The sequence below is a fragment of the Bacillus sp. MSP13 genome, from assembly GCF_000815295.1.
GTDB classification, from domain to species: Bacteria; Bacillota; Bacilli; order Bacillales; family Bacillaceae; genus Bacillus; species Bacillus vallismortis.
Map to the genome: position 1 here is coordinate 233,510 of NZ_JXAQ01000013.1, position 24,250 is coordinate 257,759.

General features: G+C 45.3%; 22 protein-coding genes. 5 read left to right on the forward strand and 17 right to left on the reverse strand.

Translation table 11 applies throughout. The features are described from left to right. Positions 1–24 precede the first annotated feature (24 nt). Complete coding sequence (locus tag SC79_RS16065) at positions 25–621, reverse strand: DUF1989 domain-containing protein (protein ID WP_039075910.1); 597 nt, start codon at positions 619–621, stop codon at positions 25–27. Positions 622–748: 127 nt separating this feature from the next. On the opposite strand from SC79_RS16065, the gene SC79_RS16070 reads away from it, so the two are divergent. After that, complete coding sequence (locus tag SC79_RS16070; protein ID WP_039075911.1) at positions 749–2,089, forward strand: amino acid permease; 1,341 nt, start codon at positions 749–751, stop codon at positions 2,087–2,089. A gap of 2 nt (positions 2,090–2,091) precedes the next feature. Here SC79_RS16070 and SC79_RS16075 read toward each other — a convergent pair whose 3' ends face one another. The 3 genes from SC79_RS16075 to SC79_RS16085 all read right to left on the reverse strand — a co-directional run bounded on the left by SC79_RS16075 (position 2,092) and on the right by SC79_RS16085 (position 4,090). Further along, positions 2,092–2,841, reverse strand: a complete 750-nt coding sequence (locus SC79_RS16075) for a YqcI/YcgG family protein (RefSeq protein WP_039076034.1) — start codon at positions 2,839–2,841, stop codon at positions 2,092–2,094. Positions 2,842–2,921: 80 nt separating this feature from the next. After that, positions 2,922–3,551 carry a LysE family translocator gene (locus SC79_RS16080; protein WP_039075912.1) on the reverse strand — a complete coding sequence of 210 codons (630 nt, stop codon included), beginning with the start codon at positions 3,549–3,551 and terminating at the stop codon, positions 2,922–2,924. Positions 3,552–3,625: 74 nt separating this feature from the next. After that, positions 3,626–4,090 (reverse strand): MarR family transcriptional regulator, encoded by a 465-nt coding sequence (locus tag SC79_RS16085; protein ID WP_039075913.1) that lies wholly within the window; start codon positions 4,088–4,090, stop codon positions 3,626–3,628. Between the two features lie 112 nt (positions 4,091–4,202). Between SC79_RS16085 and bmr3 the strand changes: the two genes are divergently transcribed. After that, a complete protein-coding gene (bmr3, locus tag SC79_RS16090; protein WP_039075914.1) occupies positions 4,203–5,741 on the forward strand; it encodes a multidrug efflux MFS transporter Bmr3 in 1,539 nt (512 codons plus the stop codon). Between the two features lie 42 nt (positions 5,742–5,783). Here the strand turns inward: bmr3 and SC79_RS16095 are convergent, their stop codons facing one another. From SC79_RS16095 to amyE, 3 genes are all read right to left on the reverse strand, one after another. Continuing rightward, on the reverse strand, positions 5,784–7,409 hold the full coding sequence (locus tag SC79_RS16095; protein ID WP_039075915.1) for an L-lactate permease: 1,626 nt from the start codon (positions 7,407–7,409) through the stop codon (positions 5,784–5,786). A gap of 31 nt (positions 7,410–7,440) precedes the next feature. Next, complete coding sequence (locus SC79_RS16100) at positions 7,441–8,406, reverse strand: L-lactate dehydrogenase (protein WP_039075916.1); 966 nt, start codon at positions 8,404–8,406, stop codon at positions 7,441–7,443. A gap of 337 nt (positions 8,407–8,743) precedes the next feature. After that, complete coding sequence (gene amyE, locus SC79_RS16105) at positions 8,744–10,723, reverse strand: alpha-amylase (RefSeq protein ID WP_039075917.1); 1,980 nt, start codon at positions 10,721–10,723, stop codon at positions 8,744–8,746. 476 nt (positions 10,724–11,199) lie between these two features. Here amyE and SC79_RS16110 point away from each other — a divergent pair, with 476 nt between their 5' ends. Beyond that, entirely contained in the window at positions 11,200–11,391 is a 192-nt protein-coding gene (locus tag SC79_RS16110) for a hypothetical protein (RefSeq protein WP_231559203.1), read from the forward strand. A 171-nt stretch (positions 11,392–11,562) separates the two neighbouring features. Here SC79_RS16110 and SC79_RS16115 read toward each other — a convergent pair whose 3' ends face one another. Both SC79_RS16115 and SC79_RS21050 read right to left on the reverse strand, forming a co-directional pair. After that, positions 11,563–12,054 (reverse strand): DUF6773 family protein, encoded by a 492-nt coding sequence (locus SC79_RS16115; protein ID WP_039075919.1) that lies wholly within the window; start codon positions 12,052–12,054, stop codon positions 11,563–11,565. A 77-nt stretch (positions 12,055–12,131) separates the two neighbouring features. Then, positions 12,132–12,281: a hypothetical protein gene (locus SC79_RS21050; protein ID WP_156122677.1), complete on the reverse strand. Its 150-nt coding sequence runs from the start codon at positions 12,279–12,281 to the stop codon at positions 12,132–12,134. A gap of 216 nt (positions 12,282–12,497) precedes the next feature. Here SC79_RS21050 and SC79_RS16120 point away from each other — a divergent pair, with 216 nt between their 5' ends. Together SC79_RS16120 and SC79_RS16125 are read left to right on the forward strand one after the other, a co-directional pair. Continuing rightward, positions 12,498–13,805: a voltage-gated chloride channel family protein gene (locus SC79_RS16120; RefSeq protein ID WP_039075920.1), complete on the forward strand. Its 1,308-nt coding sequence runs from the start codon at positions 12,498–12,500 to the stop codon at positions 13,803–13,805. A 135-nt stretch (positions 13,806–13,940) separates the two neighbouring features. Beyond that, the gene (locus SC79_RS16125; protein WP_039075921.1) at positions 13,941–14,540 is read left to right on the forward strand and encodes a DUF421 domain-containing protein; all 600 of its coding nucleotides are present in this window, start codon (positions 13,941–13,943) and stop codon (positions 14,538–14,540) included. A 112-nt stretch (positions 14,541–14,652) separates the two neighbouring features. Here the strand turns inward: SC79_RS16125 and SC79_RS16130 are convergent, their stop codons facing one another. The 8 genes from SC79_RS16130 to SC79_RS16170 form a co-directional block, all read right to left on the reverse strand. After that, on the reverse strand, positions 14,653–15,534 hold the full coding sequence (locus tag SC79_RS16130; RefSeq protein WP_039075922.1) for a glycine betaine ABC transporter substrate-binding protein: 882 nt from the start codon (positions 15,532–15,534) through the stop codon (positions 14,653–14,655). Continuing rightward, entirely contained in the window at positions 15,534–16,382 is an 849-nt protein-coding gene (gene opuAB / locus SC79_RS16135) for a glycine/proline betaine ABC transporter permease subunit OpuAB (RefSeq protein WP_039075923.1), read from the reverse strand. Before opuAB ends, SC79_RS16130 begins: the two co-directional genes overlap by 1 nt. A gap of 1 nt (position 16,383) precedes the next feature. Further along, positions 16,384–17,640 carry a glycine/proline betaine ABC transporter ATP-binding protein OpuAA gene (gene opuAA / locus SC79_RS16140; protein ID WP_039075924.1) on the reverse strand — a complete coding sequence of 419 codons (1,257 nt, stop codon included), beginning with the start codon at positions 17,638–17,640 and terminating at the stop codon, positions 16,384–16,386. 626 nt (positions 17,641–18,266) lie between these two features. After that, the gene (gene niaP / locus SC79_RS16150; RefSeq protein WP_039075926.1) at positions 18,267–19,469 is read right to left on the reverse strand and encodes a niacin permease NiaP; all 1,203 of its coding nucleotides are present in this window, start codon (positions 19,467–19,469) and stop codon (positions 18,267–18,269) included. Positions 19,470–19,591: 122 nt separating this feature from the next. Beyond that, positions 19,592–20,683 (reverse strand): toxic anion resistance protein, encoded by a 1,092-nt coding sequence (locus SC79_RS16155; protein ID WP_039075927.1) that lies wholly within the window; start codon positions 20,681–20,683, stop codon positions 19,592–19,594. 15 nt (positions 20,684–20,698) lie between these two features. Next, positions 20,699–22,312, reverse strand: coding sequence for a YceG family protein (locus tag SC79_RS16160; protein ID WP_039075928.1), 1,614 nt, complete (start codon positions 22,310–22,312; stop codon positions 20,699–20,701). 31 nt (positions 22,313–22,343) lie between these two features. Further along, entirely contained in the window at positions 22,344–23,144 is an 801-nt protein-coding gene (locus SC79_RS16165) for an HAD family hydrolase (protein ID WP_039075929.1), read from the reverse strand. Next, entirely contained in the window at positions 23,141–24,250 is a 1,110-nt protein-coding gene (locus tag SC79_RS16170) for a cysteine protease StiP family protein (RefSeq protein ID WP_039075930.1), read from the reverse strand. Before SC79_RS16170 ends, SC79_RS16165 begins: the two co-directional genes overlap by 4 nt.

The window sequence follows — 24,250 nt, forward strand, 5'->3', positions numbered from 1 at the left end:
TTCATTTACAGTGAACAAGAGAGATCAGCTGACTTCCACCCGTATTGACGTTACACTGTCGCCATTACACTTTCCTTTTTCGATCGGACAGGAAGAAAACGCGACAATCAAATCCGTTTCCGCCCTCAGCCTTACATAATCGCCGGCATTCGAAAGCGGCGTTTCCACAGACAGGTTCCCTTTCTCATCAAGGACAGTATTCATAAAAATCGCAAACGGGTAATGCATGTGAGGCTTCGGTACGCCAAACTGCTCAAGCGCGCGGTTCATATTGTCATAGCACGTATCCTGAAACTCATCCTTTTGCTTGCCGTATAACAGCCTGTTCATATCAGGGCGGCAGGCGGGAAGCAGCAGATCATGCTTGCCGACCGTATCTTCAATCAGCGTCAGCATCGGTTTGTACAAATTGGAGTAGAGATGGTCATTGACCTTCACATGAATGGAATGATTGGCGTCAATGGTCGCTCCCTGATCAAGGTGCTCATAGAAATCCTTGGCATGGTACGCGACAAAATCTGCTACCTGCTGCCCTTCTACATCAACCACCTTCAACATCTGCCCTTTTTTCAGCTTCAGGCCAAGCCCTTTCTTCGGTTCAACGATATATTGCTGTGTCATGGCTTCGCTCCTTTTTTCATTAGTATGGGCGTTTGCCGCCTTCTCCATGTAAAAAGAGGCAAAAATCCGATGTATATAAGCTTCGGGCGGGTCGCAATCTAACCTTAGATAAAAGGGGTTGAAATGGATGAGTCAAACAAAAAAAGACCAGCAAAAAGGAAATTTGGCTTGGTGGCAGCTGTCACTAATCGGTATAGGATGCACAATCGGAACAGGATTTTTTCTCGGTTCCAGCATCGCCATCGTGAAAAGCGGTTTTTCTGTTCTGCTTTCATTTCTGATTGGGGCAATCGGCACGTATTTTGTATTCGAGCAGCTTGCCAAGCTGTCGGCAAAGCAGCCGGAAAAAGGCTCGTTTTGCGCGTATGCAAGAAAAGCATTCGGCAGATGGGCCGGATTCAGCAACGGCTGGGTGTATTGGTCATCGGAAATGCTGATTACCGGAAGCCAGCTGACAGCCATTTCGCTATTTACGAAGCATTGGTTTCCACAAGTGCCGCTATGGGTGTTTGCTTCCATCTACGCGGTCCTCGGGCTTTTGATCATTTTCACCGGGCTTTCTGTGTTTGAGAAGACCGAAAACGTACTGGCGGTTATCAAAACAGCCGCTATTTTGATGTTTATTGTGATTGCTATTCTGGCATTATGCGGGATCCTATCCGGTGGAAAGCATGGTGTACAGGTTCCAAATCAGACGAGTGAGTTTTTTCCATACGGCGCCATGGGGCTGTGGACAGGTTTAATCTACGCGTTTTACGCCTTTGGCGGAATTGAGGTCATGGGGCTGATGGCGGTTCACTTAAAAAAACCAGAAGAAGCGTCTAAATCAGGGAAACTCATGCTGGCGACACTGGCGGTGATTTATGTCATTTCGATCGGGCTGGCTTTGCTGCTGGTTCCATTAGACGCGTTTTCTGAGCAAAACAGCCCGTTCATTACGTCGTTAAAGGGATATAACCTTAAGATCATTCTCGACATTTTTAACGGGATTTTCATTATCGCCGGGTTCTCGACCCTCGTCGCCTCCCTATTTGCGGTCACGACATTGCTTTGTACGATGGCCGATGACGGCGACGCGCCAAAATGCTTTACCTTAAAGGAAGGCAAAAAAATATGCTGGCCGGCGCTGGGACTGACGTTTGCAGGGCTTATTTTATCCATCATTCTGTCATTAGTGCTTCCTAAAAATATTTATGAGCACATGACCACAGCAGCGGGACTGATGCTTTTGTACACTTGGCTGTTTATCCTGTTCTCCAGCAAAAAGCTGACCGATCCCGCGGGCATGGGGAAAACGCAAATATATTTAGCGATGATTCTGATTGCAGCGGCTGTATCCGGCACATTGTTTGAAAAATCAAGCCGGCCCGGTTTTTTTGTGAGTATCGGGTTTCTCGCGGTCATTGCCGTCGTTACCGTGATCTATCAAAAAAAGCAGGGACATAAGGACCGCCCTGCCAGCTCGTGATTTTATTTCATTTTATTGAACATGTTCTTTAAATAAGAAAACGGGCACTTCGAGACCTGCTTTTCATCATCACGGAGGAAATACTGTTTCCATTCGCGATTGTCCTTTCCTCCGTACCAGCCTAAATGCGGATGAATCGGAGCTTGATCATAGGCTTTCAAACGTGAGCGGATCAGCCTGCTCATGTTGCGGCCAAATGCGGTTGATCCATTTAACTCTTCAAACACCCACCTTGGCTGAAACGTGATCATGAAAAAGGGAAAGCTCCGGCTCCTTCTCGCCTCATGCCCTGGTGTAGCGCAGAGCAGAAAATAAGGCTCGCCGTCAAAACAAAACTCCCATTTGTAATGCTCGGGATCGGCCGGAATGTCTTCCGGCCATTCTTTTTTGTCTTGATGGCTCAGTCTATTTAAAAAGCTCCAAAACAGCTCTTCATACGCTTCAATCGAATAGTGCTCAGCCAAATCTTCCGGTGTGTCAAACAACACAACGAGAGAAGCGTATTTTCCAGTGTCCCGCGAAATCCTTCCGTACTCCGCAAGCAATGGAGCCAGTTCCTCCGCCGTACCGTTTTCCCGCGGATCTCCGGCAAACGCAATGCGGAGCTGGTCAGTCAGAAACGCCTGCCGTCCGGGAATGCACGGAAACGTATCCGCGTCATCGGCCACAGTTTCTTTCAGAAGCTCAAAAGCGATTCTTTGCCATTCAAGAAGCTCTTCTTGATTACGTTCCAGAAAACTTTTGGTGTACATCCCACCCACATTGATCCACCTCCAGTATCATCTGGATACTATATTAAAATCGGAGGCGGCAGGTGACTGTCCTTGATGAATCAGCCCAATAACTGTTTGATGCCTTGATAACCGAAGTAACATCCAAATACAAGGAGGGACACACCAGCGATTCCGGTCAACCCTCTTAATAGCTTTTCATGAAGCAGATTTCTGAACATGCTGGCTGTGATCGCCATGCAAAAATCCCAGATTAAAATGCCGATCATGATGCCGGAACTATAAATGAGAAGCTGATTCATATCGTAGGCCTCTGCTGTTTTGGCCAGTATGCTGCCGTAAATCCCCAGCCAAAACAGGATGCTCAATGGATTTGACAGTGAAATGAGAAAACCCGAAGCGAATGTTTTCTGGTACGACGCTTTTCCACGTGAGCTTCGCACATCCATCGGCTCTCTGACATTTTTCAGCGTTTCAATTCCGGTATAGGTCAGAACAAAAAAGCCGAAGAGCCACAAAAACGTTTTCACAAATGGAGCGGTCAAAAACTGTGACAGCCCGAAATAAATAAATAGCATGTATAGTCCGTCCGCTGCCATGGCGCCTAAACCAAAAACCCACGCATGCCAAAAACCGTTTTTAATTCCTTTGTCTATTTGCGCCGCGTTCACTGGTCCCACAGGCGCAGACAAGGACAGTCCAAGCACAATATAGCTCAAAAAAATGTTCACCGGCCCGTACTCCCTTCTCTTACGTAACTTGTACAATTTATTCGGGAACGGGCCAAGCTATGCACAAAATTCGCTTACTGTTTCAGACGTTTTAGCTCTTCCTCCATGATATCGGCGGCTTTGTCTACGAAACTGAAAATGAGTTCCAGTTCTTCTTCGGTATAGTCTTGGCATAAATCCATTGTCGATTCTGACAGGGAACGGAACAAATCCTTTACATGTTTTTTTGAAGCGATCAATGGGACGATCATGACTCTTCTGCGGTCATCCGGGTCCTTTTCACGAGCCACATACCCCGCTTTTTCCAGCCGGTCAACAAGCGCCGTGACTGAACCCGTGCTGAGGCCTGTCTTTTTCCCCAGCTCCCCGGCAGTCATCGGCCCTGCTTCATTTAAAATGTCAGCTGATTTCAAATCGGTGGGAAACAGACCGAGAGCTTGAGCGGCTGCCTGGTGAAACAGAACCGTTCTTGTGCCCAATTTCCGAAAAAGCTGAACGGCAGTCTTTTCCAACTCACTTCTGGAATTTCTTGTTGACAACTGACAGTCCTCCCTATAAAATCAAATTTATCTCGATAATCAAGATATTCGATAGATAAACTATTATCATCATATCAAAACTTACATAGAAAAGTAAGAGGAGGTAGAACAAATGGACTCAACATTAGCAAAACAGGCTTCCACCAAATTTGTGGTCCTCGGTCTCCTGCTGGGGATCTTGATGTCCGCAATGGACAATACCATTGTTGCCACCGCGATGGGCAGCATTGTAGCGGATCTAGGAAGCTTCGATAAATTTGCTTGGGTGACGGCATCCTATATGGTGGCAGTCATGGCTGGAATGCCGATTTACGGCAAGCTTTCCGATATGTACGGCCGAAAACGCTTTTTCCTGTTTGGACTTATTTTTTTCTTAATCGGGTCGGCTTTATGCGGGATTGCACAGACGATGAATCAGCTGATCATCTACCGGGCAATCCAAGGGATCGGAGGCGGTGCGCTCCTGCCAATTGCCTTTACCATTATCTTTGATTTGTTTCCGCCAGAAAAACGCGGTAAGATGTCCGGCATGTTCGGCGCTGTATTTGGATTATCCAGTGTTCTCGGGCCGCTGTTAGGCGCGATCATTACAGACGCGATCAGCTGGCACTGGGTGTTTTACATCAATGTGCCGATCGGCGCATTGTCATTGTTTTTTATTATTCGCTATTACAAAGAATCTCTGGAGCACAGAAAGCAGAAAATCGACTGGGGCGGCGCGGTTACCTTGGTCGTATCCATTGTATGCCTGATGTTCGCCCTTGAGCTCGGCGGCAAAACATACGATTGGAATTCCATTCAGATCATCGGCTTGTTTATTGTCTTCGCCGTTTTCTTCATTGCCTTTTTTATTGTGGAGAGAAAAGCGGAAGAGCCGATCATTTCGTTCTGGATGTTTAAAAACCGTTTGTTTGCCACAGCGCAGATTCTCGCTTTCCTGTATGGCGGAACATTCATTATTTTAGCGGTATTTATTCCGATTTTCGTTCAGGCGGTGTACGGCAGCTCCGCGACAAGCGCGGGCTTTATTTTGACGCCGATGATGATTGGATCAGTCATCGGGAGCATGATCGGCGGGATCTTTCAAACGAAGGCAAGCTTCCGCAACCTGATGCTGATTTCTGTTACGGCGTTCTTTATCGGCATGCTGCTTTTATCCAATATGACACCGGAGACGGCGCGGGTATGGCTGACAGTCTTTATGATGGTGACAGGCTTTGGTGTGGGCTTTAACTTTTCCCTGTTGCCGGCGGCATCAATGAACGATCTTGAGCCTCGCTTCCGGGGGACGGCCAACTCAACCAATTCGTTTTTGCGGTCATTCGGCATGACTCTGGGCGTCACGATTTTCGGGACGGTGCAAACAAACGTGTTCACAAACAAGCTGAGCGACGCCTTCAGCGGCATGAAAGGCTCAGCGGGATCAGGAGCCGCGCAAAATATCGGCGATCCGCAGGATATTTTCCAGGCAGGAACACGTTCCCAGATTCCTGAGGCGATCCTGAATCGCGTGATTGACGCGATGTCATCAAGTATCACGTACGTCTTTTTGCTCGCTTTGATTCCAATTGGCATCGCGGCGGTCACCATTTTGTTTATGGGAAAAACCAGAGTGAAAACAACAGCGGAAATGGCGAAGAAAGCAAATTAACACGAAAAAGCAGTACATGGCTGGCATGTACTGCTTTTTTGATTACACTCCTAATCTTGCTAAGATAAATGTCCATATACAAATGATCAATAACAGAATCAGGCTGTACGCCACTGTACGCTTAAACAGTTTAGATTCCTTGCCTGTCTGGCCGACCGCTGCGGCGGCGATGGCGATAGACTGAGGAGAAACGAGTTTCGCCATCACCCCGCCCGCCGTATTTGCGGCCAACAGCAAATCAGAACCCGCACCGATCTGCGCTCCAGTGACAACCTGCAAATGTCCGAACAAAGCGTTATTGCTGACAACAGAACCGGTGATGAACACGCCGATCCAGCCGAGAACAGGACTGACAAACGGGAACAAGTCTCCTGTTTTCGCCAGTGCTAACCCAATTGAAGAGCTGAGCCCCGCGAAGTTGGCCAAATTGGCAAACCCCATCACAAAGCAGATCGTCATAATCGGCACCCACAGCTCTTTTCCTGTCTCCTTCAAGGAAACAAAGCCATCCCGATAAGAGAACTTTTTGCTGAACAGCCCTGTCACGATGACCGCCGCTAAAATCGCTGTACCTGTCGCTGACAGCAGATCGACTTTAAAGACTGCATCCAACGGCATGGCAGATGGCGCAATCGGCGGCATTTTCATTATTTGCTGGTGCAGAAAAGGCATTTTAAAAAGAAGTGTTGTTTGATACAACAGTCCGCCTTCTTGGAAAAGCGCCTTGAAGACAGGAAGGCTCCAGATTGTGATTGCCGCGGTTAAAATATAGAAAGGAGACCACGCTTTCGCAATGTCAGCGGCACTGTAAGCCTTTTTCTCACCAGCCTCGCCGGCTCCTTCCTCCCGGTACATCTCTTTCGGCTGCCATTTGCGGAGGAAGAGCGCAAGCCCGCCCATGCTGAATAAGGAAGCCAAAATGTTTGCTAATTCCGGCCCGAGTACCGCCATTGTCAGTGTCTGAACCGCTGTATACACACCGCTCACAACCAACAGGGCAGGCCAAGTCTGTTTGATTCCTTTCATTCGGTCTAAAAGGAAGACGAGCAGAAACGGAATGAAAAATGTGATCATCGGCAATGTCCACATCAATGTCCGTGACAGTTCAAGAGCGGACAAACCACCTATTTGCGCCCCTGTGATAACAGGAATTCCGATCGCCCCGAAGGCTCCGGAGGCTGCGTTCGCAATCAAGCAGAGCGCTGCCGCTTTTAACGGTTTAAAACCGAGTTCGACGAGCAGCGCCGCACTAATCGCAATCGGAACACCAAAGCCGGCCGCGCCTTCCAAAAACGCGTTAAAACAAAAACCTATTAATAATAGCTGTAATCGTTGGTCTGGCGAAATGCCGGCAATGCTGGACCGAATAATCGTGAATTTTCCGGTTTTCACAGCGATTTTATACAGCCACACCGCCATCAGGACGATATAGCCAATCGGCCACAGGCCGCTCCCGATTCCTAACAAAACAGAAGAAATGGCTTTTTCAACCGGCATATGAAATGCCAGAACGGAGACGATGAAACTGACGGCTAAGGTAAGGAATGCCGCGAGAATGCCTTTCATTTTAAGAACAGTTAAAGCCAAGAGAAAAAAGAGAATTGGAGTGAGCGCCACAAGTGCGCTCACATACTCGTTTCCAAACGGATTATACAGCTGCTCCCACATTGACAATCAGCCCTTTACTTTGAAGTTGATTCTAGTTGACGATTTGTTTTGCAAAATGCGGCTTTAAAATGTTTTGAAGGACGCCTGCGCTGTGAAGGAACTGTTCTTTTTCTTTCTCATTTAAGTTCAGCTCAGTAATGCCTGCAATACCTCCGCGGTTGACAACAGCAGGAACGCCGATGAACACGTCATCTGCACCGTATTGCCCGTCCAGATATGTGCTGACAGTTAAAATGCTGTTTTCATTATGAAGAATGGCTTTTGTAATACGGGCAAGACTCATCGCGACACCGTAATAAGTCGCACCTTTTTTCTCAATGATATGGTAAGCGGCGTTTTTCACGTCATCTACGATCTGGTCAAGCTCCTCTTGTTTATACGCAGCATTTTTTTCAACCAGTTCACTAACCGGCATACCGCCGATATTCGCGTGGCTCCAGACAGGAAGCTCTGTGTCGCCGTGCTCGCCGATAATATGCGCGTGCACGTTTTGAGGCGCTGCGCCAAAGTATTCGCTCAGCATGTAACGGAATCTCGCAGAATCTAGTGTTGTGCCGCTTCCGATCACCCGCTCTTTTGGCAGGCCGCTGAATTTCCATGTCGCGTAAGTCAGAATATCAACCGGATTTGTCGCGATTAAGAAAATGCCGTCAAATCCACTCGCCATCACTTCACTGACGATTTCTTTGAAAATCTTTACATTCTTTTCTACTAATTCAAGGCGTGTCTCACCAGGTTTTTGGTTTGCTCCGGCGCAGATGCAGACAATATCAGCATCCTTGCAGTCTTCATATGTTCCGTAAGATGTTTTAACCGGTTGCGGCGCAAACGCCTTTCCGTGGTTTAAATCCATTACATCGCCCATTGCTTTTTCTTTATTTACATCAATGACCACAAGCTCATCTGTGATCGCTTGGTTCAATAACGCAAATGCATAACTGCTTCCAACAAAACCCGCTCCGATTAAAGCTACTTTATTTACATGTTTGTTCATCATTAATCATCCTTCCAAGGGTATGTTTTTCTTTGATGTTTGTTTGTGAAGTATTTCACATTTATATTGTGCAATATTTCACAAACTATTGCAAGAGAAAAGTTTTGTCTGATTTATGAACAAAAAAGAAACCATCGAGGATGGTTTCTCAGATGATGAAAAATCTTAAAACGGTCTATCATTTTAGGATTTTGCCATCTTTTCAGCGTGATGTAAATCTCCTTGAAATCTAGTGAAGGACGAGCATCAACGGACAGACCTGACATCGAATGCGAGGGTTTGTCGACACGCTGAGAAATGATCCATGTTGGTTTCTATGAGATTCTCCTCTCGCTTTCCCTCAATAAGGAAGAGAACCGCTTAAGCCAGAGTTGTTATATACACCATTTTGCACATAATCAAATCCGGGCTGGTTTTGGCCGGGCACTTGGGCGCTGCCATTATTAAACATCACTTTGGCGTTCGTTGTATCCGTATCCGCAGGAAGCGTCAGCGTGTAAATTCCATCCGCATTCCTAGCCATTGCTTTTCCCGGCCAAGATCCGGTCAATTCGATTGTCCGGCCTCCATCCTGTTTATAGATATAAGCATTTACTTGGCCCCAATGATTCGGATTTTGATAGCCGATTGTATTAGCCAAAGACGGATCTCTTTTTATAAAAGTGTATTTCTGCGTCTTCGTTACACCATCACTGTTCGTCCCTGTTAACGTGATATTGTATGTCTTGCCAAACGGATCTCCCTTTCCGATCGTTAGCTGCTCCCCATCTTTGAACGCAGTTTCTTGCCCATTATTCATTTGATACACGGCTTTTGCTGTATTCGCATTTGCACGCAGGGTGATCGTCAGTTGATCATTGAAAGAATGTGTAACCCCTGTTTTGACATTCTCAAGGAAGACGCGAGGACCGTTTGCGATATCGTCAGGATAAAGAACAGCCACAGATCTGGCATTGATCGTGCCTGTCAATTTACCATTCGTGACTTGAAATGCACCGGCACCAGCTTTATTATCATAGCTGCCATCAGGTAATTTCGTTGGCGTATTGATGGTGACAGAAGATGAACCTGCATTTGCCAGCACAACGCCCTGTGAGCCGCGCTGATTCATGAATACCTGATTGTTTCCATTCGGATTCGAAAGTTCCTCAGGCTGTCCAGCCATTACATTGTGAAAAGTATTGACCGCAACGATAGCCTGGTCTTCAAACAAAGCACTCCCGCGATCGCCTATTTGGCTTTTCCCCGGGAATCTTACGCCATTCCCGCCGCCCTCAGGCCTGGAAAAGAAGAGAGGCGTACTGCCTGAGCGGGAAGCAATCACCGCCCAGCCTAACCGAATATCGTCATCGCTCATCCATGTGGACTCTTCCTCATCATTGGCATACGTATCATGCGATTCCACCCATGTAACTAACTTGTCCGCAGACACATCAGATGCATAATGGGAGATATTCGACTCGCTCAGATTACGGTTTCTTAAAGCAGACCTTATGGAATGTCCATAGTTCGATGCTGTCACATTCATATAATTCGCATATGCAGCATCTCTGGAGGCACTATCTTGCAGGATTTCTCCGTATTGGAACTCGGCAGATGTATTTGTGAGATTCGGCCAAAATTGACTGCCGTAACTCCCGTCATCCGGAAGCTCTATATGTTTGGCGGCATCAAAACGAAAGCCGTCTGCACCGTCATTCAATGCTCTTTCTAAGAAACGTTTCAGATAGGACTGCACTTGTGTATTTTGTGTATTCCAATCATACAGCCCGAGCAATGAATTTTGCGTGACATCCCATCGATCGGACCAGTTTTTAATTTGTGTATTTCCATGTGTCCAATTCGGAATACTCTTAATCTCGTTGGAAATCGCGGCATAGTCGCTGGTGGTATGGTTGATGACCGCGTCAACAATGACCTTTACGCCGTATTCTTCAGCCGCCGCGCACATTTCTTTAAATTCTTGTTCAGTACCTAAATAGCGGTTGCCGATTTGGTACGATGTCGGCTGATACAGCCAGTACCAATTCGACATGCTTTTGTTTCCTTGGTTCCCTTCCTTCACTTGGTTGATCGGAGACGTCTGGATGGCTATATATCCTGCTTCATGAATATCCTTCATATTGTGTTTTAACGTATTGAACGACCAATTCCAGGCATGAAGTATGGTTCCGTCCTTGACCGATGGTGCTGTAAGCTCATTCGATTTGTTCGCTGTTTCAGCATTTGCAGTCGCCGGTCCTGCCAGAACCAACTGAAACAGCAGCAAAAATCCAGCGAATAACGGCAGAAAAGAGGTTTTGAATCGTTTTTCAAACATTCATGACACTCCTTATATGGTTTTTATAAACTTACAGCGGAGTCAAAAACCCCTCTTACAACTCTTCCGCTTCCTCCTTTCAAACTGATGTGAAGACTGGATAATTTTGTTAACGCTTACATTTAAAATTATCACAATCACTCTATCAAAACAACGCAGTAGCGCGAATTCAAATCAATGTGCCTATCCAGCTAGAAAACCTGGGACGGAACGCCATTTTCAAATAAAAAAAGAAACCATCTTTGCCCGGCGTCGGGTGACTAGTTTAAAAGTTTTGAGAATCAAATCATAAAAAAGGGTGTTACATCGTGCAGCATCCTTTTTATGGTACCTAGAAAAAAACGAAACAAGTGTGGAAAAAAGATTTAAGGTTGAGTATTAAAAAATTATATATATTCAGCAAGATACTGGTAAAATGATAAGCGTGTATAGGCGTTTGGACATGTAAAGAAGTTAAAAGGAGGTTTCTCATTCCGTTGGGTAAATGGTTCAATATTTTTTGCATAGTAGCATTGGGATCAGAAGTAGGGTATAAGGTACTTACTAACAAAGAAATCAGTACTACTCATTTAATAATAGCTTTTATAATTATCTTGTGGAGCATTATTGGACTTTTTAGCAAAGAACCAGCAGAACAAACACACAAACAAAAAAGTCAGCATAGATAAAAAAACCCCTTCCATTGTTCTTCACAGAGCGATGGAAGGAGTTTTTGTTTCCAGTAACTTTAAGTGGAGTATAAAGGAGTAAAATCTTATGAACACAAAAAGAAAGAGAACCCAAAACCCTTGATAATAAAGGATACTGGGCTCTATCTTTAACATGAACCAACCATCTACCTAAGATGTTTTCTTCTCTATCTCTTCTTTTACCGCTCTTCTGTATGACCACTTCACAATGAGATACCGAAGCAGAAACAGTACACCGCCGCAAACGATAAAAAGAAGGATCATTTTCAGCCAAGTGAAGAATGTATGGGGAATCCCCCTGTCGTACATCATAAGCACCACTACCGCAAAGGCAACCGCAATTGAATCTATACGCTGCTGCTTCACCCGTTTTTGCAGTTCTTCTTCGGTGTCTATTCTCGGCATGAGCATTCCCGACGCTCCTGCCTTGATGCAGTAATATAAGATGATGAGGAACAAAAACACAAGGCTTGCCGCCCATTCCTTAAACGGAAATTGAAACATAATGCCGCGGATGATTACATCAAGAAGCGCAAACGACCCCGCAATCATCCCAATCTCCGACCAGATTTTTTGTTCTTTTTCTTTTACTCTCTTATTTTTCCCATTCACGCCTGAAAGTCTATTACCCAGATTATTCATGACCTTCCTCCCGCACTTTTACGAATGGCTTTGGCTTACATCTTACAATAACACCCTGTGCTTCTGCAATGAATAAATCAAAAGCCCGCCGCACGATCCAGTCCCCTAGTCAAGGCAAGCCGAATCAGGGTGAGCGGCATTATACTGAAGCCGCTTCCCATACGAAACCCCGCTTGCCGCACACACAGCATCCAACATTGGCTGCGGCCTTCAGCCGGATGCTTCACCATTCGCATCCTTTGTAAGAAGCTGAGTCATTTAGAAGCATCCTTTTGCGTTAACATTTCGCTCATCAATTTATGGCCAATGGGCAACAATAGGTTCAAACAGTCGCTTAGATCGTTACATACTGACAAATCAAACATGTAACCAACAATCGCAAAGGGAAGCGTATCAAAATAGACATAAGTTATGCAGCTAGAAATGTGAAAAGAGGGTAATGGATGACTGAAATCATACTAAAGTATAAAAACTTTTTTTCCATTCTTGTTCGATGGATCATGTTCGGAAGCCTTATTGGCATCATTGTGGGCTCGACAACAACTTTCCTTTTAGAGACAAACGATTATCTAGGAGAAGTGCGGGAAAAAAGGGATTGGCTTATTTTCCTTCTCCCTTTAGGGGGAGTGATCTTAGGATACATCTATATGAACTACGGAAAGGTTTGGCTGAATCACACATTACATGACACTGCTGAATTGAACAATCTAGTGATAGACGGGGTTCATGGCAAGAAAGTGGTCCCGCGGAGAATGGGACCTATCGTCTATTTGGGAACCTTCATAACAGTCTTTTTTGGCGGGTCTACAGGAAGAGAAGGGGCGGCAGTCCAAATGGGAGGAAGCATCGCTACGGCAGTACACAAGTTGTTTCGTTTAAACATATTCGACAGTAAAATGTTCATTATGAGCGGCATAAGCGCCGGGTTTGGCGCCGCCTTTGGAGCTCCCATAACAGGTGCTGTTTTCGGAATGGAAATGGCTGCATTAGGAAAGCTCAAATTCGAAGCGCTTGTTCCTTGTCTGGCGGCCAGCTTTGCCGGTCACTTTATGACCACAGCAGCCTTGGGGCATAAACACGAAGAATTTATGATACAAAGTGTGCCGCATCTATCTGTTATGACGTTTATTAAAGTGATACTCGCAGCTGTTATTTTCAGTTTATTAAGTGTTTTATACTGCCAAATGAGGCACGGTATACAAACATTTTCTGAGAAGCTCTTCAATCAAAACCATATGAAGAGAGCCTTTGTTGGCGGAATCATCATTGTGTCCTTAACGCTAATAGCAGGTTCTCAAGATTATAATGGCCGCGGATTAGACATGCTGCAACAATCCTTTAAAGAAGAAGTGCCTCCTTTTGCCTTCCTCGCCAAACTGGTTTTTACAGCCGTTACGCTTGGAACCGGCTTTGTTGGCGGAGAAGCCATACCTTTATTTTTCATGGGGGCAACATTAGGAAACACCATACACGCATTCATGGATTTACCTATGTCATTTCTCGCTGCATTGGGATTAATCGCTGTTTTTTGCGGAGGTGCCAATACCCCTTTAGCAGCCTTCCTATTGGCAATGGAGATGTTTCACGGAAAGGGGCTGGAGTACTTTTTTGTTGCTTGTATCGTGAGTTATATATGTTCAGGACACCATGGACTATGGCCATCACAAAAAATATACGAACCTAAGAGCAGGTTATATCATATTCCTCACGGAGAAACCATTAAGAATGTTGAAAAGAAAAAGAAGTCTTAGACACAGACTGACAGAAATAAAGCAGCATGCTGCATGTGGATTCCGCTTGAGACCATGAAGAATAGAATACAAAATATAACACACAATAAAAACAGCGCAGGAAGAGATTGATTGGTTGAAAAGAGGGGATGTTTTTTGGATTTAAATTTCATATGGAAATCTATAGTGGTTGTGGCAGGAGGAGTTCTTATTTTACGGTTAGCTGGGAGAAAATCCGTTTCTCAGCTTACGGTAGCTCAGACTGTCATGATGATCGCTGTTGGATCATTAATTATTCAACCTGTTGGCAACAGGAACATTTGGATTACCATGCTGATTACGTTTTTAATGGTGCTCACGCTTCTTTTTATTGAATCTATCGTTATGAAATCAGATGCCCTTGAAACGTTTATTTATGGAAAATCATTGATCGTAGTCGAAAACGGAAAAGTGAATGAAAGGAATTTAAAAAAGCTGCGATTAACGGTTGATATGCTTGAAGTAAGGCTGAGACAACAAAATATTCAGCACTTCGCTGATTTACAATGGGCTACAATTGAATCCAACGGCCAGTTAGGTTATATGTTAAAATCTGAAAAACAGTATGCCACGAAAGAAGATATTCAAATGCTAAAATCGCTGATTGAATCGCATCATTCTAAACCCTCCAACGAATCCGCAACACCTGCAAATAATATATTTACGGAAGTGAAAAATAGAAATCATAAAGAAAAACCGAAAGACCATTTGGATTAGGAAAAAGTGATAAGTGGGTATGTCATCATAACCTTTCTACATTCTCACTTCTATCTTTTTTCTAGAAAAAAATGGAAGGCTGTCGAGATCTACTCGGCAGCCTTCATTGTCTTTACTTCTTCAAATCTTCAATTGAGTTAACGTTTTTCATATATTGAGGCACTACAAGGCCCATCTTCACGCCAGTTATACTGGTGCCAATATCGTCATATTTGCCCTTATATTTAGAAGCGTATGATTTATGGGTATTCGGCAGCCATGCGGAGAGGGATGCATCCGCGCTTCCCGTCGCAATCGCGGTCCACATCGGGCCAGCCTCTACCTGAGTAAATGTTACGTCATAGCCCAAGTCTTCAAAGACTTTGCCAACCACGTTTGTACTTGCAATCTCACTGTCCCACGCCACATAGGCAAGGTTGATTTTGTCTCCCTTCACCTTTTGAACACCTTTTGTCCACTCCGCAATTTGATCTTTGTGGCTCTTCACATACTCAGCAGCGGCTTTGGCAGGTTTCTCGCCTTCTTCCACCTTGATCATGACTTCACCCATGTCGTCTTGCGTCCAGTGAAACTGGCTCAGAAGCTTAGCGGCATTCGGCTGTTCCTTACTGAAGCCTTTGCGTGTGATCGTATGGATTTCCTCTGCGCTGCCGTAAGATTGTTTCGGATCATCAAGATATTTCAGCTTATATCTGGAGAACATCCAGTGCGGTGTCCATCCTGTAATGATAATCGGTTTCTTACGGTCGTATGACTTTTTGAGTGTCGCGGTCATCGCGGCGCTTGACGCCGAAATCAATGTCCAGTCGTTCAGGTCATAATCCTTCATCGCGTTGTCGGTCAAGGCCATAATCCCTGAACCGGGGTCAATCCCGATGATGGTCTTATTCACCTGTTGAGCCGCGGTTGCATTTTCATCGCTTTCTGAACCGCAAGCCGCAAGTGAGAGCGCCAGCATAGCGGAAACGCCGATACCGATGATCTTTTTAAACATCAGGCATTCCCCCTGCTTTTCTTCTTCACTTTAATGTTTTGAGTAATGCGGTCCAACGTGATGGCAACGATCACGATGGCGATACCGGCCTCTACGCCGACCCCGGTTTTCAGCTGTGTAACGGCACTGTATACTTCAGAACCAAGTCCCGGTGCACCGACCATTGCGGCGATAACAACCATTGATAACGCAAGCATGATGCTTTGGTTGATCCCGGCAAGAATGGTTTTTGTCGCAAGCGGAAGCTGAACTTTAAACAAACGCTGAGCTGTCGTAGAACCGAACGCCTCAGTTGCTTCAATTAAGTCTGCCGGCACTTGCTTAATACCGAGAACAGTCATGCGGATTGTCGGCGGCATCGCGAAGATAACAGATGCAACAACCCCCGGCACAACACCGATGTTGAAGAAGAAAATCGCCGGCAATAGATATACGAAAGCAGGCATTGTCTGCATTAAATCAAGAAAAGGCGTTACAATACGGCGAACCGTTTCTTTCTGGGACGCCCAAACCCCGATCGGAACCCCGACCACAATCGAAATAATGACCGATGTCAGAACAAGCGCCAATGTTTGAAGCATTGGACCCCAATATCCTAAATAATCAATCAAGAAGAAACCAATCAACGTAAATAACGCAATTCCCCTTGTACTGATCCACCACGCAAGTGCGGCAAAAATAATCGTTAACAAAATAGATGGGATAAAGCCAAGTCCGCTGACAATTCCATTTACAAAAGCGGCAAGTCCGTTTGAGATTCCGTCGAAGAATCCGCCAAACGTCATCGTAATCCAGTCAACAAAACGGTCAATGATATCTGCTAAAGGTATTCTAGGCAGTCTATCCATCTTACTTCACCTCCTGTACAGAAGGATCTTGTGTTTGTTCGTCAGTGCTTTCAGCATTGATATATTCGTTATTGCCAGCAAGTGCGCCAATCAATGCGCCTTTTACGACAATCCCTTTCATTCTTTGCTTCTCATCAATAACCGCAATTGGAATATTTGCGTCAGAAACCACATCAAAAATCTCTGTCAGATACGTATCTTCAGGCACAGTCGTAAATTCTGTATTTAAGATATCTTGTAGTGACAAATCAGACTCAGCCGCTTTTTTCGCATCAGACGCATAGATAACACCTAACAATTTCTTTTGTTTATCCACTGCGTAAATCGAAGAGATGCCGAGATTTTTCATCAGTGTCAAAGCTACGCGAGGCCCTTTATCAATCCGCACCGTTTCAGCGCGTTTCATAATGTGGCCTGCTGTGAGGACTTTAGATAAATCAACATCCTCGACGAATTTCTCAACATATTCGTTAGATGGATTCATCAGGATTTCTTCAGGCGTTCCGATTTGAACAATGTTACCGTCCTTCATGAGAACAATTCTGTCGCCGATCCGCAACGCTTCGTCCAAGTCGTGCGTAATAAAGATAATCGTTTTTCCGACATTATCGTGAAGATCAAGGAGCTCATCCTGCATATCTTTACGAATCAAAGGATCAAGCGCACTAAACGCTTCGTCCATCAGAAGGATGTCCGGATCATTCGTCAACGCGCGGGCAAGGCCGACACGCTGCTGCATTCCGCCGGAGAGCTGGTCAGGATATTGCTGTTCAAATCCTTCAAGCCCGACAAGCTTAAGGGACTCAAGCGCTTTTTGCTGACGCTCTTGTTTGTCTATACCTTGAAGCTCCAGCCCGTATTCCGTGTTTTCAAGTATCGTTCTGTGCGGGAATAGAGCGAACTTTTGGAAGACCATGCTGATTTTTTTCCGACGGACTTCCCGGAGCTGGTCTTTAGACATATTTGTTATCATGTCACCATCAATATAAATGTTACCGGCAGTCGGTTCAATCAAACGGTTTAGCAGCCGCACTAATGTTGATTTCCCGCTCCCTGATAGACCCATGATGACAAATATCTCACCATCATATACATCAAAATCTGCCTGATTTACCCCAACGGTTGATCCAGTCGCTTTCAGGATCTCTTTTTTTGTCTTTCCGTTGGCAAGCATTTGAGCTGCTTTCTTTGATTGTTTCCCAAAAATTTTAGATACTTTTTCAACTTTTATCTTAATTGGTCTCTCATCTACACTCATATTTTCCCTCCTTATTAAGCAATCTTTATTACCGTAACATTTATGTAACATTCCATACAAACAGCATATACTCTTTTATTCTGTATCATTTCTTTATATTCTTTATTATAGCTCTTTAACCTTGTGAATACTCCTAAATACTCTTTAATCCTTGTTTATTAGTGCCTATTACAGATAAAATTCAGGCTTTTTCTACTATTAAGCGCTTACAGTAGATTTATTATGTTTTTTATTTCATGACTTATGACACTCCGATTGGAAAAATAAGTTGATTGAATTGTGGTTTCAAGACGATAAACAGTAAAATGCTGTCTGATGAATCGAGACATGTTATTATTCGTACGCTTGATTCCAACGGAAAAGAACTCGCTGCGGATATGCATGCAGCATTGTTAAAAACACAACATCATCCCCATGTGAGGCGAAGTGAATGGACTCCGGAAAAATTGGTAGGCGAAATAGGATTTCTCAACGCATATGTGTTTCATTGTGGCAATGCGGTAGGAACCATCAATCAAAACACACAGCATTTTTTCTAGCTGCCAGACAAACAAGAAAGCAGTTAAACGCCCCTCAGGGCACCGGTCGGAAATGTAAAAAAGCACCTCAGTCGCGAGGTGCTTTTCCTATTCAAGCTCAGTTTGTTTCGTTTCTTTTCCCATAATCAAAATACAAGCAACCGCGAGTAAGATTGCAATGCAAAAGATTGTAAAGATGACCGAAAATGAAATATGGCGGGCTGCGAGCGTTCCGACGAGCAGCGGCCCGAGGATGCCGCCGATTCTTCCAAATGCCGCTGTCGTTCCTGAACCTGTGGCGCGAATCGCTGTCGGGTATTGCTCTGGGGTATAGGCATACAGGACTCCCCACGCACCAAGATTGAAAAACGATAACAGCATTCCAGCTGTAAGCAGAAGGCCTAAGGAATCCGCCGTGCCAAAGAAATAGGCGCTTCCTGCCGTTCCAATCAGGTAAAAGACCAGTATCCACTTCCGTCCCGCTTTTTCGATCAGCCACGCGGCAGAAAAATAACCCGGAAGCTGAGCCAGCGTCATCAGAAGGACATATTCAAAGCTTTCAATCATGCTGAAACCTTTGAGCAACATGACACTCGGCAGCCATAGGAACATGCCGTAATAAGAAAACACCACGCAAAACCAAACAATCGACAGCATCACGGTCGACCGTATATACCGTTTTGCCCAAACGCTTTTTACATTCTCCCATACCGATGTCTTTTTGGCTGAAAGCGACTCATATTTTGGCGAATCAGGCAGACTCGTCCGCAGGTACAGAGCGTAAAAAGCCGTCAGTGACGTCAACAGCAGGGCGGCCTGCCAGCCGAAGCTCGGGATTACAAAATAAGAAATCAGTGCTGCTACGAGCCATCCTACGGCCCAAAAGCTTTCCAAAAGCACAATCACTCTGCCCCGCTTTTCAGGCGCAACCGCTTCGGACACAAGTGTTGAAGCGACTGGCAGCTCGCCGCCAAGCCCCATTCCAATAACAAAACGCAGAATGAGAAATGCCGATAAGCTTGTCACAAAAGCTGAAATGCCGCTTCCGATGGAAAAGCACAAAAGGGTAATGATAAACACTTTTTTTCGGCCAATTCGATCAGCCAGAAGCCCAAATAAAAACGCACCCGCAGCCATGCCGATGGAATTGACGCTTCCGATCCATTTCATTTCTTCGGGCGACAAATTCCACTCCACGTGGAGCGCGGCGATAATAAACGATAATATTCCAACATCCATTGCATCAAACAGCCACCCCAAACCGGCGACGCCCAGCAGTTTTCGCTGGGATATAGGCTGTTGTTTTCCCATTGCCAACACCTCTGATATGCAAAATCATTACCGTTTTAGTTTACACCTGTCTTTACACATTGTCATTATTAAATTGATGTAAAAGAAAAATCCCCGCTTATATTTCACAAGCGGGGGGCTTTTTATTGCTGCAATGCTGCTTTTTTAATATTATGCTGAAGCTCGGCAATTCGTCTTGCACCATCTTCGCGGAGGCGTTTGTTTTCTTCTTCGATTTGTTTTGTTTCCTGCATGCCGCTGACGATCGTATTCCAAGACGATTCGATCGTTTCAATATCAATGCTTGGTCTGCCGGCCATTCTGGCTATTTCAACACTCTGGCTCGAAATGTTTTCCGCATTTCGTTTCAGCATCTCGTTTGTCCGGCGGTCAAGCTCGCTCATGGAGTCAGCCACAAGTTTTTGGCGTTTCACGGTGACAGCCTGAATAATGCCATTTTTGAAAATCGGAATGGTGATGATGAAAGCGGAGTTGATTTTTCCGATCAACTTCGCATTACCGCGCTGAAGAAGACGGATTTGCGGCGCAGTTTGAAGCGCCACCATTCGCGCCATATCAAGGTCGTATACCCGCTCTTCAAGCGCCTGAATGCCGTTGCGGAGCGTATCAAGCTGCATTTGCGCAAGCTGATTTCCGCTGGCCGCTTTTTCTTCATATGAAGGAAGAATGGACTGCATTTCTTCCAGCTTCATTTGTCCGGCAACAACGTACTTTTCAAGCTCCATATAGTAATTAATATTGTTTTCATACATTTCATCAAGCGTATAGTTTGTTTTGGTCATCTCATCTTTATATTTAGAAATCTCAACGTTGATTTTTTCAATTTCTCCGCCGAGCGTCTGGTACTTTTTAAAGATTTTTTCAATCATGCTGCCGCCGCGTTTGAAAATTTTAGCCATTAGTCCCTTTGGCTCGTCAAAATCGTTTTTGTCAAAACGGTCCATGATTTTTCCAAGCTGGGTCAGCATCGTGCCTGAGTCTGTCACGCTTGATGTTTTCATCATCCCTAAGATGCGGTCGGAGAACTTGGAAATTTCAACGGCCGGCTCCTTTCCATACTCAAGGAGCTCCATTTGATTTTTCACGTCAATTTGTTGGACTAGCCGCCTCACCTCTGGTTCCTGGCGGAGCTGGAGACGGATATCGTCAGCTTTTTGCTGGGACATTTCTTCGTTTTTATCGAGAACAAGCGGGTTATGATTATCTGTTGTCATGCTTTTCTTCTCTCCTTATTTTTGGGTAATCGTTCTGAACAGCCTTTTGACTAGGGAAGGCTCTTTATACTCCTGCTGAAACACCATGTCATCCAGCCAGTGAATATCATACTGATCCTCTTCAATAAAATGCTCAATGTCTTGGTGGCCGGGAGGATTATACATGATGATATCGATTCCGATTTCATTCAGAAACAGCAGGGCCGCGGCATCTGAACGCGTGAGTCCGCCGCTCATTTCCGTATGATATACAACAAGTTTCGGAACAGTTTGCGCATAGTCGAACGTTTGAATCAATTTCAGCAGCTTGGCAGGCAGGTTCGTTGTTTGTTTAAACAAGTAAATTTGAACATCCTTGACTTGTTCTTGATGCATAGCCTTAAGCCGCGGGTGCCTGCACATTCTCGAAATCGTTTTGGCAATGGCGGCCTGAACGCCCGCCGGAAGCTGCTTGTACTGCCACACATTGCTTGCCATCAGCTTGTCCGGATCAATGTTCCCTTCATGGTCAAGGGCGTGGCTGTAATGAAATTGATAGTTCGATTTGATGTCTTCTGTAAACGGAAAGCTTCTGATCATTTCTGTTTCCTGATAATCGGCTAATGTATGAAGCCTGTTCCAATATTCTTTATTGTCTTTCGATACGCCCATGATTTTGGCGAATACATTTGGAATCTCGATGGAATGTTTATCGGCTTTGAAATTCGGCCGAATAAAGGCGCGCTCTTTCGCGATTAAAAACAATTCATCATAGGTCGTTTTCAGCGTAACAGACATCGGTGTGTGATCCCTGAACTGCCACGGCTTGTACAGCATGGATTCCTCGTGATTCAGCACATGTTCAAATTCCTTTGTTGAGCGGTAGGCTACTGTTGATTTCCGGTCTGGTTTTTCTTTCGGAAACGGCTGAAGCTCCGACACATCTGGGAGCTTTTCCGTAAAGCTAAGCTCCTGCTTCGGATCGACAAGCGCCAGCTGATCGGTTCCCGCCGGATGGAACAGTAGGACATCGCAGCCGACTAACATCAGATAATATAAGAAATAGAGCTGGCTCTTCGTTGCGTCTCCGTACCAAACAACTTTTGGCATCTCCCGTTCTATATCGGTTTTTTCCAGCCAAGGATTCAGGTGATTCAACGAAAACTTCGAGACATCAAGCAGCACTCTCCGAAAATCAGGATGATTCAGCCCCTGCTCATGATTGTCTGCAAAGGTATGTAAAAGCGTCATCAATGCTTTTCTCAAATGGCGGTGCATGAGCGGATTCGAATGCTTCGCAATCAGCTGCTCCCCGTCCAAAAAGGCGACAAAGCGGCTGACCGACAGCCCTTTTTCTTTCTTGTTGATAGAATGAATATGCTGAAGCGCCTGAAACGTTTCCGGCGCGATTGTTTTATCAAGCGTTTCACTCAGAATGGCAATGCGATTGTTTACGGACAGTTCATACAGCTCGTTATAGTAGTCCGTCTCATCAATTGGAGTGCCCAGTATTTGCCCGGCAAGGCGGGAAAACGAAAGGCCTTGGTCTGTTTTAAAGTGCTCACGCTCCGGCATTGGCTGAAACAGCACGCTTTTCCAATCCCCATCAGCTGGAAACGCTTTATGAATGGTGAGTTCTTCTTGTCTCATCATATCCTCCTTTCTGGTTTGTTTGTATGCACTATACTTGTTTTATTCGGGTGATTCGGGATAAAACAGCTGCTGTGATTTCTTCACCTGCCACCATGCCGCTTGCTTCCGTTTTGCGTAATTCCGGACAGTGGCGCAGCACCTCCCCATGAGCGGGTGCGATGCCGAAATCAGCTTCCTGAATCAGTTCAAGATCCAGCAGCGAATCTCCCGCTGTATAGATTTCATCAATTGAAAGCTTCGATTTCAGATATTTCACCGCCCTCCATTTATTAAGCGGCTTCGGAATAAAGTACAGCTTTCGCCCCTGCAGGGATACTTGCCAGCCTCTTTCAGCCCCCCACTCCTTCACAGCGGCGGGATCGATTCGGGCTATTTTCGCTTCGTTCAAGATAAGATAGACAAAATAATGATGTGCCGTTCGGGTTCTTTCAACCGCTTGCGCTACAGGCAGACTTGCGATTTCTCTCAACATAGCCTCAATCGGCAGACACGATGCGAGCTGCTCTTTTATGAACTCGTCCCACTCTTTCAGAGGCTGGCCATCCTTTAAAATACAGCCGCCATTCGTAGTCACAGCATATTCGGGCACAATGTCCTGCTGAAAACAAACAATTCTCTTGTACTGCTCATTTGTGCGTGTGGTGACAGGGATAAAATAGTGATCCTTTTGAATTTGCCTTAAATGTTCTTTTGTCACTCCCGAAATGTAAGAGAGGTCACGGCCGTTCAATGTTTCGATCAGCTCAACTCCCGCTTCCTTATCAGGAGTGCTGATCATGCGCCTTGAGTATATTAATGTTCTGTCTAAATCACTGGCGAATGCGTTCATAAACTTTTCTCCGCCGGCCGAATCAGCCCGCAGCAGCGATAGGACATATCCTTGTATTCTTCCACAGGCACGCCTCGATCCTTCGCAAGCAATAAAATATGCCGCAATGCTTCTTCAGCACCCGGCTGAATGAGTATTTTCCAAGGCACCCTTCGCAAAAGCACGCGGGTCGTTTCCCCAACACCCGGCTTAATCAGGTTTGTGTTGCTGATGCCGAATTGCTTTTGGATGGTCTCAATGGAAGCTAGACCGCTCCAATCTGGTTTCACACGATCGTTTTGCAACCTAAGAGCCAATCGTTCCGCTTCTTTATAAATAGACGGAATTTGCTCCGCTATTGTTTCAATGTAGATATTTGTGACATCCTCATTGCTGAGCTCACTGTAATATTTCGCCCCGTGAAAGTCAGACGGCCCGATCCACGTGTCATTTAGAACTGTGCGGCTGACAAGTCCTGATACAGTCGAATTCAAGCAAGCGCTCGGAATCAGAAAGTCTTCCTTTGTTCCATAGATGTCCGCGCAATGCCCCGGATCGGCAAGCACCGCAATTTCAGAGGACAGCCTTGCTCCGAAGCGTTGATTAAACCGTTCTACAGAACGAATCAGTTCTTTCGTGATGGCGCCTTTGCCTGTCCATCCGTCGATAAACGCAATCTTGCCCTCCGGATGATGCTTCAATAGATAATGCAACGCATTTTCATCAATTCCCCTGTCCCGAATGATAGAGATGCTGTAATGTGGCAGCGAGACATGGTACTTCATCTTGATATAACGTTTGATCAAAACACCAATCGGCGTGCCTGCTCTAGCCAAACTGCACAAAACCGCATCTTTCCCGCTTTTTTTATAAATCTGCTCCGCAACGACTCCCGCTGCTAATGCGACCTTCTGTTTGCTGTCTTCCAGCGAGGCATAAAACAGTTTCATGTATTCATCTGTCGGCTTATATTCGATTGGCAGCATTTCTGAATAATGGATGCCGCTTTGAATTGACTTCTCCCGTTCTTCCGTGCTTTTTTCGATGGATACAGCGGACAAGTCTTTTAATAGAAAGGTCACATCTTCTTCCGGATAGCTCCCAATACGTTCAATAACATCTTTCAA

Excerpts from the sequence above, each read along its gene's own strand:
- SC79_RS16065 (WP_039075910.1), bottom strand. The coding sequence starts at position 621 with ATGACACAGCAATATATCGTTGAACCGAAGAAAGGGCTTGGCCTGAAG.
- SC79_RS16070 (WP_039075911.1), top strand. The coding sequence starts at position 749 with ATGAGTCAAACAAAAAAAGACCAGCAAAAAGGAAATTTGGCTTGGTGG.
- SC79_RS16075 (WP_039076034.1), bottom strand. The coding sequence starts at position 2,841 with ATGTACACCAAAAGTTTTCTGGAACGTAATCAAGAAGAGCTTCTTGAA.
- bmr3 (WP_039075914.1), top strand. The coding sequence starts at position 4,203 with ATGGACTCAACATTAGCAAAACAGGCTTCCACCAAATTTGTGGTCCTC.
- SC79_RS16095 (WP_039075915.1), bottom strand. The coding sequence starts at position 7,409 with ATGTGGGAGCAGCTGTATAATCCGTTTGGAAACGAGTATGTGAGCGCA.
- SC79_RS16100 (WP_039075916.1), bottom strand. The coding sequence starts at position 8,406 with ATGATGAACAAACATGTAAATAAAGTAGCTTTAATCGGAGCGGGTTTT.
- amyE (WP_039075917.1), bottom strand. The coding sequence starts at position 10,723 with ATGTTTGAAAAACGATTCAAAACCTCTTTTCTGCCGTTATTCGCTGGA.
- SC79_RS16115 (WP_039075919.1), bottom strand. The coding sequence starts at position 12,054 with ATGAATAATCTGGGTAATAGACTTTCAGGCGTGAATGGGAAAAATAAG.
- SC79_RS16120 (WP_039075920.1), top strand. The coding sequence starts at position 12,498 with ATGACTGAAATCATACTAAAGTATAAAAACTTTTTTTCCATTCTTGTT.
- SC79_RS16130 (WP_039075922.1), bottom strand. The coding sequence starts at position 15,534 with ATGTTTAAAAAGATCATCGGTATCGGCGTTTCCGCTATGCTGGCGCTC.
- opuAB (WP_039075923.1), bottom strand. The coding sequence starts at position 16,382 with ATGGATAGACTGCCTAGAATACCTTTAGCAGATATCATTGACCGTTTT.
- opuAA (WP_039075924.1), bottom strand. The coding sequence starts at position 17,640 with ATGAGTGTAGATGAGAGACCAATTAAGATAAAAGTTGAAAAAGTATCT.
- niaP (WP_039075926.1), bottom strand. The coding sequence starts at position 19,469 with ATGGGAAAACAACAGCCTATATCCCAGCGAAAACTGCTGGGCGTCGCC.
- SC79_RS16155 (WP_039075927.1), bottom strand. The coding sequence starts at position 20,683 with ATGACAACAGATAATCATAACCCGCTTGTTCTCGATAAAAACGAAGAA.
- SC79_RS16160 (WP_039075928.1), bottom strand. The coding sequence starts at position 22,312 with ATGAGACAAGAAGAACTCACCATTCATAAAGCGTTTCCAGCTGATGGG.
- SC79_RS16165 (WP_039075929.1), bottom strand. The coding sequence starts at position 23,144 with ATGAACGCATTCGCCAGTGATTTAGACAGAACATTAATATACTCAAGG.